Source organism: Pseudoxanthomonas taiwanensis, from assembly GCF_010093135.1.
Taxonomy (GTDB): domain Bacteria; phylum Pseudomonadota; class Gammaproteobacteria; order Xanthomonadales; family Xanthomonadaceae; genus Pseudoxanthomonas; species Pseudoxanthomonas taiwanensis.
On the sequence record NZ_PDWK01000009.1, the window covers coordinates 1 to 12,500 of the forward strand.

Consider the following 12,500-nt stretch of genomic DNA (forward strand, 5'->3'; position numbering starts at 1 on the left):
GCTGGCTGATGCGCTGGATCGCGGCTTTTTGTGCCTGGATGCTGGGGGCGTTGATTTCGCTCATCACGGCTGGATCGCAGCCAACGGTACCCGCACGGGGATGAGAGGCGGATTCTTCAGGGCCGACTACGGAGGCGAGTCAATCAGCGCGACTGGCCCAGCGCCGCAACCGAGCTGCGGCGCTGGGTCTTTGGCGGTGGCAAGGTGCTGCCGGGGCTTGTCACGCGGCGGGAGGCCGAGGCGACTTGCCTGCTCCGCGCCGCCTGATAGGCCGGGTCGACTCGATCAAATCCCCGGTTGCAGCTCTACACGCACTTCGCGCGTTTTGCCGGCCCGTTCCACTGACAAGACCACCACATCGCCGACCTTCCTGTCGTCGAGCCGCGCGAGCAGCTTGGCCACATCGTCCGTCGCCTTGCCATCAACACCGATGATACGGTCGCCGGGCACGATGCCTTGCGGCGTGACTTCGACACCCGCGAGCCCGGCTTTGTGCGCTGCCGAACCAGGGGTAACACGCAGCACGAACACGCCCTTGCCTCCAGTCAGCGCCAGCAGGCGCTGATTGAGTTGTTCGTCCACCTCAATGCCCAGCGCCGGACGGATGTACTTACCAGTCTTGATGAGTTGCGGGACTACGCGCATGACGGTGTCCACCGGCACGGCGAACCCAATCCCGGCCGAGGCGCCGGAGGGGCTGTAGATCGCCGTGTTGATGCCGATAAGCCGACCGGCCGAATCGAGCAGGGGGCCGCCCGAGTTGCCGGGGTTAATGGCGGCGTCGGTCTGAATCAGGTGATCAATGGCCGGGCCGCCCGCTTCTCCCGGTAACGAGCGGTCGAGCGCGGAGACGATGCCGGTGGTGAGCGTCCAGTCCAGGCCAAAGGGGTTGCCGATAGCAAACACCTTCTGTCCCACCTTGAGGTCGGCGCTGGTGCCGACCGGCACGGCAGGCGGGCGTTTGAAGCCGACGCCGATTTTGAGTACGGCGATGTCGTGTGCTGGGCTGGCCCCCACCAGCGCGGCCTGGTAGTCGCGGCCATCGGCGAGTTTGACGGTGGCTTCGGACGCGCCCTGGATGACGTGGAAGTTAGTGACGACGTGGCCGGCGTCGTCCCAGATGAAGCCCGAGCCGGTGCCACGCGGCACGGAGAAGACATTGCGCGTCCAGACGTCGCGCACCAGCTGCGCGGTGGTGATGTAGACCACCGAGGCGCGTGATTTTTCGAACAGTTCGATGGTGGCCTTTTCGTCCGCCGCCAAGTCGCCGCGCGCCGTCACGGTGCGTTCTGCCGCCTCGCGCGGAGTGGAGCATGCCTCGATGGCGGGCAGGAACTGCCACAGCAGCATGAGCGTGGCAATACACGCGGTGATGAAGAGCCAGCGCCGGATGAAGGGATCCGGTGCGGGGCGTGGGTACGGGTCAGGGTAGGCCATGAGAAGTCTCCTGTTGATACACAATCAGCGCCATAGCCCGCTCGGGCGCCAGCGCGGCGGGCGCGGCGTCACAGCGGATTCCGGCAAGAAATGGGGCGCGTGAAACGGCAAGGCTGTTGCTGGTCCAGGCGCCAACGTCAGCAGGCGTGAGATGCGATCTTGCGTTGCCGGATGCGTGCGCAACCAGGAAGGCTCGGGATTGCCCCATCCCGGCCACAGCCAGGCACGCCAGGAGCGACTGACCCGCTCGATCTTCGCCAGCGCGGACGCCAGCCCTTGCGGGTCGCCGGTCAGTTCCACCGCGAGGCGGTCAGCGTCGAACTCACGCACGCGAGACAAGCCGAGCTGTGCGAGCAGGGCCAGCTGGGGCGAGGCGGCCAGCAGAAGCAGTCCAGGCCAATAGACGTCCGCCGCGCCAACCAGCAGCGCGGGCAGGCTCAGCAGGATCGCGATCTGTCCCATAAGGGCCAGTAGGCTCGTAAGGCGACTGACGGAATCCGCCAGCCCCATGACGCGCAGATCCTCATTGGCGATGTGCGCGACCTCGTGCGCTAGCACACCCGCCAGTTCGCGCGGACTCAGGTTGCGCAGCAGGCCATCGGTGAGGGCGATCGATGCATGCTGCTTCGAGCCGGTGGCGAAGGCGTTGACGACGGCACTGGGCACGTAGTGCGGCACCGGCGTGGCGGGCAAACCGGCACGGACGGACAGTTCGTGCAACAGGGCCCAGATTTCCGGGGCTTCGTGCGGGTGCAGCGCCCGGGCGCGGTACAGGCGCAAGGTCAAGGCGGATGCGGCTGCCGGTTCCAGCAACAACGTGCCTGCAACTGCAAACAGCGCGAGCCACAGGCCGCTTTCCCCGAACAGCAGGCTTCCTGCGGCGGCTGCGATCCCGACCAGGGTCAGGACCAACAGCCCGGTCTGCAGGCGGTTGAGCCAGCGGTGTTGCAACAACGCCGCGCGCGGGTCACTGGGATGATGACGGGTCATGCTCAGATGTCTCGGCGGCGCGGTCGTCGCGCTCGCGCATCAGCCAGTAAGTGACACCGAGCGCCAGCGTGGCGCCTGCAAGCGCGGCGATCTTGCCAGGGCTGGCCTCGGGGTCGAGGACCACGAACTTGCGCGCCAGCGCGATCAGGCCGATGAGGATCACGGTCTTGACCTGGATGATGCTGTCCCGACGCGCCGCCACGCGCACGATGGAATGCTTGAACTCCATCGCGATCAAGAGCGTCATGATCATGCCGAACACACTCTGGAATACCTTGTAATCCAGGGGATTGAAGGCATCGAGGACCAGCAGCGTGAAGACGATGGCGATGAGCTGGAACAGCGACACCACGATGATGACGGCAATTACCGCCGACAGAACGAGGGCGACGACCTGCTCGAAGCGCTCGTAAACTGTCATCAACCGCCACTGGGAGCGCATCTCGTCAAGGGCCGTGTGGCCATATTCTTTATGCATAAGCGTTGCGCTCCCTCTTTCAATGAAACGTTAATGGAACGGGGAGTCCGAGAAGACGACTCGATTGCACCTGAATCATCGGGGCAATTGCGAAGCCACCCAGCGCATAATGTCCTGCGCGCCCATGGCGCCCGCCTGACGTGCAACCTCATGTCCCCCTCGGAACAAAATCAGGGTTGGAATGCTGCGAATACCGAACTGGGCGGCCAGGTGAGGCTCGGCCTCGGTATTTACCTTGGCCAACCTCACCTTGGGTTCAAGCAGGGAGGCTGCCTGCTCGAACTGCGGCGCCATCATCTTGCACGGTCCGCACCACGGCGCCCAAAAGTCAACCAGCAGCGGCAGGTCACTGCGCTCCAGATGACGGGCGAAGGTCGCTGTGGTCAGATCAATGGGTTCTCCGGTGAACAGCGGGTGCTGGCACCGCCCGCAATTGGGCTTCTCTGCCAACTTGTTGGCTGGCACGCGATTGATGGATTGGCAGTGTGGGCAGACGATATGCATGCTGTCACTCATGAGGTGGCTCCTGGGACACAGAGGAAGTAATGGCTCCGGCAGTTGGGCCGCTGTGACATGGGGATTCGAGCTGTAGCCCTTGCGTCAGTTGCCGGATGCTGTATTCATCCAGCGTTTCCCGTGCGAGCAGTTCGCGCGCGCACCGCTCCAGCACTTCTCGGTTGATTTCGAGAATTCGGTATGCACGATCAAACACACCCATCACGATGTCGCGGATGGCCTGATCGATGCGCGCCTGGGTCGATTCGGCCACCCGGCAGCCGCCGTGGGCCAGTTCCGGTGTATCGAGAAAGCGTGGCCGATGTGCCTCGAAGGCGATGTAGCCCAAGCCTTCATCCATACCAAAGCGGGTGATCATGTCGCGGGCGATGTCGGTGGCCCGCGCGAGGTCATCGGCGGCCCCAGTTGACAGCTCGCCGAACACCAGCTTCTCGGCCGCACGACCGCCCAGCAGCACGGCGATCTTGTGTTCCAGATCAGCGCGCGTCATCAGGAAGCGGTCTTCGGTGGGGCGCTGCAAGGTGTAGCCCAGCGCGCCGATGCCGCGCGGGATGATCGAGATCTTGTGCACGGGGTCGGTGCCGGGCAGCGCCAGCGCCACCAGCGCATGCCCCATCTCGTGATAGGCCACGGTTTCCCGCTCCTTGGGATTGAGCACTCGGTTCTTCTTCTCCAGGCCCGCCACGATGCGCTCGATGGCGGCGGTGAAATCCTGCAACTCCACGGCGGACGCTTTGCGCCGGGTCGCGGCCAGCGCGGCCTCGTTGACCAGGTTCGCGAGGTCTGCACCCGAAAAGCCCGTGGTCAGCGCAGCCACCTGTTCGAGATCGATATCCTGAGCCAGCGTCACCTTCTTGACGTGGACTTTCAGGATGTCCAGCCGTCCCTTCTTGTCGGGCCGGTCCACCAGCACCTGACGGTCGAAGCGGCCGGCGCGCAGCAGCGCCTGGTCGAGGATTTCGGGGCGGTTGGTGGCTGCGAGGATGATCAGCCCCACCGAGCTGTCGAAGCCGTCCATCTCCGTGAGCAGCTGGTTGAGCGTCTGCTCGCGCTCGTCGTGGCCGCCGATGGGGCCGCCGACGCCGCGCGCGCGGCCCAGCGCATCGAGCTCGTCGATGAAGATGATGGCCGGCGCCTGCCCGCGGGCCTGCTCGAACAGGTCGCGCACCCGCGCCGCGCCCACGCCGACGAACATCTCGACGAACTCCGAGCCGGAGATAGAGAAGAACGGTACCCCGGCCTCGCCCGCCACGGCCTTGGCCAGCAGGGTCTTGCCGGTGCCTGGTGGGCCGACCAACAGCACGCCTTTCGGGATGCGCGCGCCGAGCCGGCCGTAATCCTGCGGGTTCTTCAGAAAATCGACGATCTCGACCAGCTCGGCCTTGGCTTCATCCACACCCGCCACATCGGCAAAGGTGACGCCAGTGTTCTTCTCCATGAACACCTTGGCGCGGCTCTTGCCGATGCTCAGGAAGCCGCCCATGCCCTGCTTCTCGGCGAAGCGGCGGAACAGGAAGAACCAGACGCCGAAGAAGGCCACCGCCGGCAGAATCCAGGAGAGCACATCACGCAGCCAGGTGCTTTCCACCACCCGCGCATAGGGCACGTCGTACTTGGACAGCCGCTCGGCCAGGTCGGGTTCGACGCGAGTGGCCACGATGGTGGTCTTGCCCTGGCTGTCCGGCGATTTCAGGCGCCCGGTGACCGTGCGGTCCGACACCAGCACTTCGGCGATGCGCCCCTCGGCCAGCGCCTTCTCGAATTCGCTGTAGGGCACGGGCTCGACGGTCTTGGCCGCCTGCCAGTAGTTCTGCAGCGTCAGCAGCAACAGGCCGGCGACGATCCAGTAGCCAATGTTCCATTGATCTTTCTTTTCCATGGGCAATGTTCCTCGCAAGTCGTGTCGCTAGAGAATGGGGGTGAACAGACGGGCCACCCCGTCGCGCAAGCGGATGGCCAGCGGGCGGGCGCGCAACGCCATGGCCGATATCTCGCCCGACGCATCACGAGCGGCATCAAAAAGGGATTCCAGCCGCGTAGACAGCGCGGTGTCGTACACCTCCACATTGAACTCGAAGTTGAGGCGCAGGCTGCGCGCATCCCAATTGGCCGAACCCAGGCAGCACCACTGGCCGTCTATCAGCATCAGCTTGCTGTGGTCGAACGGGCCAGGCCGTTCGAAGATGCGTACACCGTGCTCCAGCACCTGCCAGTAGTGGGCGCGCGCGGCCCATTGCACCGTGGGATGGTCGCCGTTTGCGGGCGTCAGCACCTCGACGCGCACGCCGCGCAACGCGGCCGTGCTCAGCGCCGCGATCATCGGCTGATCGGGCACGAAGTAAGGTGTCCAGATGCGCACCGAATGCTTCGCCGCGCTCAAAGCGCCCATGAAGGTCCAGCGCATCCTGTCCAGGGCCTCATCGGGACCGGCCTCGATGCCGCGCGCCCAAGAGGTTCCTTGCTCATCAGCCGTTGCGGGCGGTTCGCCCCAGAAACCCTTGCTGAGCCGCTCGCCCGTGGTATCGCACCAATCATCGGTGAAGCACCGCATCAGATGCGCAACCACCGGCCCGCGCAGACGAAAGTGCAAATCGTGACAGGCCTGCTCCGGCGCATCGGGCTGCCAATACGGGCTGAAGATGTTCATGCCGCCGGTGAAACCCGTCTCGCCATCGATCACCAGCAGCTTGCGGTGATTGCGCAGATGCGCGGCATGCAGGCGCGCGGGAATCAACGTCGGGTTGAACGTCGCCGCCGGAACGCCGGCGCGCTGCAAGGCGCGGTAGGCGCTGCGGGGCGTCCATCGGGCATACACGTCGTCGATCAGCACCCGCACTTGCACGCCGCGCTCATGAGCCCGGCGCAGCGCATCGACGAACTGCGCCCCGATGCCTTGGCTGTCGAAGATGTACGAAGCCAGCGCGACGCTGTGCCGCGCCGATTCGATGGCAGCGAGCATGGCCGGGTAGGCCTGCTCGCCATCGACAAGCGGCTCGATGCGGTTGCCGCTGGTCAGCGACTGGCCGGTGGCGCGTCCCACCAGGTGGGCCAGACCGGCAAGCGGCGGCGATACAGCCTGGGGCATCGTAGGCGCGAGGTCCTGCCGAACAGCAGGATCTGCCCCCGGGAAGAGCCGCCGCGCGCGCCGCTGGTAGCGGTTGATACCGAACAGCAAGTACAACAGCGAACCGCCCAGCGGCAACAGCGCGATCAGCAGCACCCACAGCGTGGCCGAGCGCGGGTCACGCTTGTAGATGACCGCGTGCCCTGCCGCCGAAATGGCGACCGTAAGCGACACGAGGGTGGCTGCCCATGTCAGCCCGTTGGGGTCGGACACGACAGCCTCCCCATGACTCAAGATTCGCCGCCCGCCGGCTTTTTCTTGCGCGTCGCCTTGCTTTCGTCGCTCGACGGCGCCTCGGCCACTTTCGCGGCATCAGGCTTTTCAGGCTCGACCGGCTTCACTGGTGGCTCCTTGCGCTCGAAAACCACCCGCTCGGCCTTGTCGTCCCAGCGGGCGCTGGCGTGATCGCCCTTGCCGATACCGCCACCCAGCATCTCGCGCGCCAGCGCGGTTTCCAGCTCGCTGCGGATCAGCCGCTTGAGCTCGCGCGCGCCGAACTCGGGTTTGTAGCCTTCCTCCGCGAAGTGGTCGATCAAGGTCTGGTCGAAGGTCAACGTCACGCCCTGGCTGGCGGCGTTGCGGGCCACACGATCGAGCTGCAGGCCGACGATATGGCGGATCTCCTCCTTGCCCAGCGCATGGAAGACGATGATCTCGTCGATGCGGTTGAGGAACTCGGGGCGGAAGTGTCCGCGCAGCACGTCCATCACCTCGGCCTTGGTCTTCTCGTATTCCTCGCCGGCGACGCCACGGGCCTTCAGCCGACGCTGGATGATGTCCGAGCCCAAGTTCGAGGTGGCGATGATGATGGTATTGGTGAAATCCACCACCCGGCCCTTGCCGTCGGTGAGCCGCCCGTCGTCGAATACCTGCAGCAGGATGTTGTAGACGTCGGGGTGCGCTTTTTCGATCTCATCGAGCAACAACACGCTGTAGGGTTTGCGCCGCACTTTCTCGGTGAGCTGCCCCCCCTCGTCATAGCCCACATAGCCCGGAGGCGCGCCCACCAGGCGTGCCACGCTATGGCGTTCACCGTACTCGGACATGTCGATGCGCAGCAGCGCACCTTCATCGCCATAGATGGACTCGGCCAGCGCCTTGGCGAGCTCGGTCTTGCCCACGCCGGTCGGCCCGAGGAACAGGAAAGTCGCCACCGGCTTGCTGCCTTCGCGCAGGCCCGCGCGCGACAACCGCACGGCATCGGCCACCGCGCGTACCGCTTCGTCCTGGCCCACCAGGCGCTCGTGCAGCCGCTGCTCCAGATGCAGCAGCTTCTCGCGTTCTTCCACCGTCAGCTCGTTGACCGGAATGCCGGTCAGGCGCGAGACGATCTGCGCGACATGCTCGGCTTTGACCTCGGCGCTGCCCGAGGCGCGCTCGCGTTCCCATTCCTCGACGAGCTTCTTGAGTTCGGCCTCCTTGGCCTCGATGCGCTTGCCCAGCTCGGCGGCCTTGTCGTACTGCTTGCGCGAGGCCACATAGTCCTGCTCACGCCGCAGCTGGTGCAGTTCGGACTCCAGCTCTTGCACCGCCACCGGGCGGGCCGTGGCCGACAGCTTCACGCGTGCGGCCGCCTGGTCGAGCAGATCGATGGCTTTGTCGGGCAAGAAGCGCGCGGTGATGTAGCGGTCCGACAACTCGGCGGCGGCGATGATCGCATCGTCGGTGATGCTGACCTTGTGGTGCGCCTCGAAGGTGTCGCGCAGGCCGCGCAAGATCATAATGGTCTGCGCTACCGTCGGCTCCGGCACCATCACCGGCTGGAAGCGACGCTCCAGCGCGGCGTCCTTCTCGATGTACTTCTGATACTCGTTGAGCGTGGTGGCGCCGATCAGGTTCAGTTCGCCGCGCGCCATCATCGGCTTGAACACGTTGGCCACGTCCAGCCCGCCTTCGCCGCCACCCTGGCCGGCACCGACGATGGTGTGCACCTCGTCGATGAAGAGAATCAGCTCCCCCTGGTGCTCGGTCACTTCCTTGAGCACCTTCTGCACGCGCTCCTCGAACTCGCCGCGGTACTTGGCGCCGGCCACCATGGCATTGATGTTGAGTTCGACCAGGCGCTTGTCACGCAGCGTCTCAGGCACTTCGCCGGCCACCATGCGCTGCGCCAGCCCTTCGACGATGGCGGTCTTGCCGACGCCGGGCTCGCCGATCAGCACCGGATTGTTTTTCTTGCGCCGGGCCAGCACCTCGATGGTGGTCTCGATCTCCTGCGCGCGGCCGATAACCGGATCGAGCTTGCCCTCGCGCGCCATTTTGGTGAGGTCTCGCGAGTATTTATCCAGCTCGGGCGTGTTGGTCGGCGTCTCGGCGCGGCCATCCTCGGCACCTTTGCCGACCACCTTGCTTACCTGCTGGCGCAGCGCTTGCGGCGTGAGGCCGTAACGGCGCAGCAGGTTGGCCGCCAAACCTTCGCCTTCCTCGGCCAGCCCGATCAGGAAATGCTCCGGCCCGACATAAGAGTGGCCGAGTTCGTTGGAGGCCACGAAAGCACGGCTGAGCGCGTCCTTGACCCGGGGCGACACGCCGATCTCGCCCTCGAACGGCTTGTCGCCGCGCTTGGCTTCGGATTCGATTTGTCGCTTGAGGTCATCGACCTTGATCCTGAACTGCCCCAGGATGGTCTTGACCACGTCGCTGTCGGATAGCGCCAGCAGCAGGTGTTCGGTATCGACTTCGGCGCGCCCGAACTCTGCAGCGTGTCGGGCGGCCTCCTGCAATAGGGCCTCGGAATGTTCGCTGATACGGCTGGCGAGCCCACTGCCGCGACGGCGCGCGGTGCCCGTACCGGCCGGGGCGGGTTCGCCGAACGAGGCATCGACGACCTCGTCGGTATCGGCCGCCATGGACGGTGCGTCGTCACCGATGCGGAAGAAGTCGCTGCCAAGGAAGTCTTCGAACAGCCCGCTGCGCAAGCCGAACAAGGCTTCCAGCGGTGAGACGGTGCGCTTTTGCTGGCGCACCAGTTGGCGATAGTGATCGTCACACAACAGCATGGTGCTGTGGCGACCATTGAGATTGGCTTCCACCCGCACCGTGGCGGGCTGGCCGCAGACTTGGCATTGTTTTCTGGCCATGCTGATGCTCCTGAGAGGGTTAACTGGGCGAGGCACCGCAGATCACGGTGCCTCATCTCTTTGTGGTTTTTGAGAAAAACGCGCTGCCCCGCGTCAGCCGTTGATCGGGATCGAGCGCCCCTGCTTGGGCGTACTGGCCTCGCGCTTTTCCATCGTGATCGTGAGCACGCCGTTCTTGAAAGCGGCCTTGATCGTGTCCTGGTTGGCATCGGCCGGCAGGTTCAGAGCGCGCTGAAAGCTGCCGTAGGAGCGCTCCACCCGGTGGAAACCACCGTCTTTAGTTTCCTGCTCCTGACGCTTTTCACCGCGCACCAGCAGCACGTCGTTGTCGAGCGTGATCTGGATGTCTTTTTCCTCGACGCCGGGCAGTTCCAGGGCGATCTTGTACTGCTTGTCGGTCTCCTGGATGTCCAGCGCCGGTTTCAGCAGGCCCGGCCACTCCGACGGCCAGCGTGGCATGGCCAGCGTCGGGAAACCGAAGCCTCGAAACGCGTCGTCGAACAGGCGATCGATCTCGCGATGCAATTGCAGGATGGGGCTGACCGGCCCACCCGCCACCGGCAGGTCATTGCGCTGCACCGGCAGCGAGGCAGTGCTCTGTTGTTCTTCCTGCTCTTTCTTGAACCAGTTCCAGGGAGCCAATTTCTTGAAATCAATGTCCATGTCATACCTCCAGAAATCAATTGAAGACTCACTCAATCCGTTTGCCTGCGGCTATGGATGGCGCGCCCAGGCAACACGGGATGTTTCGCTGACTTCGGCTGCTCATCTGTGCGTATCACCTCCTTCTTTCTGCCTGCTTGGATCTGATCATTGATCCATCGATCGATTTCACTTTGACGAAACCGCCACGTCCCGCCGACCTTGAAGGCTGGAATTTCCCCGTGCGCGGCGAGCCGGTAAAGCGTCCGCTTGCCGACCTTTAAGTAGGTAGCCAACTCGTCGAGTGTGAAGATCGCCTGCTGGCGCGCTGTCATACCACCCCCACAAGTTCCGTCGTCACGCGGCCTCGCTCGAGGAAATTCTTGCAAGACTTTGCGCCTAACATGCCGAAAGTCAAGAGTCAACATCCAGCGACCTGCTGGCCGATTGATGTTGACCTGAGTATGGAACTTGTAGCCAATCAGGCAGTGAGTCCGGGGTGAATGGTATCGGGTTCCGACCAGTTCCGGCGAACGGTCGCCGGGGGCTTGTAGCCATGGGCGCTGTGCGGCCACTGCTCGTTGTAGAACTGCCGCCAGCGTTCGATCAGCACCTTCGCTTCGGCGCGGCTGAGGAACCATTCCCGGTTCAGAAGCTCGTCCCGAAGCTTGCCGTTGAAGCTCTCGACGAACCCGTTCTGCCAGGGGCTACCCGGCGCGATGAAGGCCGGGCCGATCGCCGCGTCGCGCAGCCAGCGCATCACCTTGGCCGCGGTGAACTCGGCGCCGTTGTCGGAGCGGACAAAGGCCGGCTTGCCGTAGATCCGCATCAGTCGCGCCAGGGTCAGGATCACGTCTTGCGCCCGCAGGCTTGCCCCGACTTCGATCGCCAGGCACTCCCGGGTGTATTCGTCGATCACGCACAGCATCTTCAAGGCGCGTCCGTCGGCCATCTGGTCGTGGACGAAGTCGTAACTCCAGACCGCATTCGGGCGAACCGCGCCCGGCAGGCGGATGTCGTTGCCGGAACGGCGGCGGCGCGGCCGGCGGCGGGGAATGTTCAAACCCAGCTGGCGCCACAGGCGCCGCACCCGGGCCTCGCCCAGGTCCAACCAGGCCGCCATGCGGCGATACCCGAACCGCGGCACCTTCGGCGATGCGGCCAGCAGCCGCTCGGCCACCGCCTGGTCCTTGGCGGCCTGGCGCGGGGCGTAGCTGGCGATGCGGCGGCTCAGGCCCAGGTAACGAAGGGCCTTTCGCTGCGAGATACCCCGACGGACCAGCACCTGGACCGTGTCGCGTCGTTCCGACGGGGTCATCATTTTTTTCGGACGATCTCCTTCATCCCGTCGATGACCAGCATCTGCTCGGCCACCAGCCGCTTGAGCCGGGCGTTCTCGGACTCGAGGTCCTTGAGCCGCCGGGCGTCGGGCACGTCCAAGCCTCCGAACTTGTTGCGCCAGCGGAAAAAGGTCTGCTCGGTCAGGTTGTGCTTCTTGCACAGGGCCTTGATCGACATGGCGCCGACCTCGGCCTCGCGCAGGATGCCGATGATCTGCTCGTCGGTGAATCGCTTCTTCATGGAGCTCTCCTTGCCTGTTAAGGGTAGAGAACTCACCAGCCAAATGGCTACACGATCCGTCTCAGGTCAGATGCGCCATCTGCATCGCCTATCTGGCGCTGCTCGATCGTTCGCCAACCCGGGACATGTGCGCTCATCAGCGCCTTGAACATCCGCCCGTGGCTGGCGTAGCGCAGGTGCAGCAGCTCGTGGACGATGACGTAGTCCTGGAAGCGCTCATCTTGCGCGACCAGGTCGGCGGCCAGGGTGACCGTCCCCGCGGACGAGCAGGAGCCCCACTTCCTGCGCATTTCTTGGACCCGAATGACGCGCGGGTTGACACGCAGCTTCACCGCCCAGGTCAGTGCCCGTCGTCGCAGTTCTTGCGCAGGGTAGAGGGACGCCTTCACGCCTCGCCCTCCGCGAGCAGCAGTCGGATGATCAGGTCGACCACACGGGCGCGCTCGTCCTGTCCGAGTGCCAACACGGGTTTGTACATGGCGGCGCGCAGGCGGCGTTGCTCGTCGGGGTTCACCGATGCATTCGGGAAGCGCGCCAGGAGCGCTTCGGCATCCTTTGCGAGCGCCATGGTGTCGACCGATGCCGCCTTGACGGCGGGGTCGTCGCGCAAGACCCAGTAGACAGCGAAAGCGCGCGGGGAAAGTCCGCTGTC

13 protein-coding genes (1 of these 13 running past the window's edge) are annotated in these 12,500 nt (G+C 64.7%); 1 reads left to right on the forward strand and 12 read right to left on the reverse strand.

Going from position 1 to position 12,500, the window contains the following annotated elements; genetic code table 11:
* The first annotated feature begins 111 nt into the window (after window positions 1-111).
* Entirely contained in the window at window positions 112-267 is a 156-nt protein-coding gene (locus tag CR938_RS14930) for a glycoside hydrolase family protein (protein ID WP_425502415.1), read from the forward strand.
* Between the two features lie 18 nt (window positions 268-285).
* Here CR938_RS14930 and CR938_RS02945 read toward each other — a convergent pair whose 3' ends face one another.
* From CR938_RS02945 to CR938_RS03000, 12 genes are all read right to left on the reverse strand, one after another.
* Window positions 286-1,437: a S1C family serine protease gene (locus CR938_RS02945; RefSeq protein WP_162123585.1), complete on the reverse strand. Its 1,152-nt coding sequence runs from the start codon at window positions 1,435-1,437 to the stop codon at window positions 286-288.
* A 24-nt stretch (window positions 1,438-1,461) separates the two neighbouring features.
* Window positions 1,462-2,427: a zinc metalloprotease HtpX gene (locus tag CR938_RS02950; protein WP_162123586.1), complete on the reverse strand. Its 966-nt coding sequence runs from the start codon at window positions 2,425-2,427 to the stop codon at window positions 1,462-1,464.
* Window positions 2,405-2,905 carry a phosphate-starvation-inducible PsiE family protein gene (locus CR938_RS02955; protein ID WP_162123587.1) on the reverse strand — a complete coding sequence of 167 codons (501 nt, stop codon included), beginning with the start codon at window positions 2,903-2,905 and terminating at the stop codon, window positions 2,405-2,407. The genes CR938_RS02950 and CR938_RS02955 overlap by 23 nt, the downstream gene beginning before the upstream one ends.
* A 75-nt stretch (window positions 2,906-2,980) precedes the next feature.
* Window positions 2,981-3,421 (reverse strand): thioredoxin TrxC, encoded by a 441-nt coding sequence (gene trxC / locus CR938_RS02960; RefSeq protein WP_133596613.1) that lies wholly within the window; start codon window positions 3,419-3,421, stop codon window positions 2,981-2,983.
* Window positions 3,414-5,300 (reverse strand): ATP-dependent zinc metalloprotease FtsH, encoded by a 1,887-nt coding sequence (ftsH, locus tag CR938_RS02965; protein ID WP_162123588.1) that lies wholly within the window; start codon window positions 5,298-5,300, stop codon window positions 3,414-3,416. Before ftsH ends, trxC begins: the two co-directional genes overlap by 8 nt.
* Window positions 5,301-5,327: 27 nt before the next feature.
* Window positions 5,328-6,758, reverse strand: coding sequence for a cardiolipin synthase (cls, locus tag CR938_RS02970; RefSeq protein WP_162123589.1), 1,431 nt, complete (start codon window positions 6,756-6,758; stop codon window positions 5,328-5,330).
* 17 nt (window positions 6,759-6,775) lie between these two features.
* On the reverse strand, window positions 6,776-9,625 hold the full coding sequence (clpK, locus tag CR938_RS02975; RefSeq protein ID WP_162123590.1) for a heat shock survival AAA family ATPase ClpK: 2,850 nt from the start codon (window positions 9,623-9,625) through the stop codon (window positions 6,776-6,778).
* Window positions 9,626-9,718: 93 nt separating this feature from the next.
* Complete coding sequence (locus CR938_RS02980; RefSeq protein WP_019373851.1) at window positions 9,719-10,288, reverse strand: Hsp20/alpha crystallin family protein; 570 nt, start codon at window positions 10,286-10,288, stop codon at window positions 9,719-9,721.
* Window positions 10,289-10,320: 32 nt separating this feature from the next.
* Window positions 10,321-10,602 carry a helix-turn-helix domain-containing protein gene (locus tag CR938_RS02985; RefSeq protein ID WP_162123591.1) on the reverse strand — a complete coding sequence of 94 codons (282 nt, stop codon included), beginning with the start codon at window positions 10,600-10,602 and terminating at the stop codon, window positions 10,321-10,323.
* Between the two features lie 146 nt (window positions 10,603-10,748).
* Window positions 10,749-11,848, reverse strand: a protein-coding gene (locus CR938_RS02990) for an IS3 family transposase (RefSeq protein WP_162123592.1) whose coding sequence is annotated in 2 segments (ribosomal slippage) — window positions 10,749-11,599 and window positions 11,599-11,848 — 1,101 coding nt in all. Because the reading frame shifts where the segments join, the coding sequence is not laid out codon by codon here.
* Window positions 11,849-11,895: 47 nt separating this feature from the next.
* Window positions 11,896-12,237, reverse strand: a complete 342-nt coding sequence (locus tag CR938_RS02995) for a M48 metallopeptidase family protein (RefSeq protein ID WP_162123593.1) — start codon at window positions 12,235-12,237, stop codon at window positions 11,896-11,898.
* A protein-coding gene (locus tag CR938_RS03000; RefSeq protein ID WP_162123594.1) for a type I restriction endonuclease subunit R crosses the window boundary here: on the reverse strand, window positions 12,234-12,500 show its end. It continues 2,676 nt past the right edge of the window; 267 of the gene's 2,943 nt are visible here — the last part of the coding sequence; the start codon falls outside the window, past its right edge; it ends in the stop codon at window positions 12,234-12,236. The genes CR938_RS02995 and CR938_RS03000 overlap by 4 nt, the downstream gene beginning before the upstream one ends.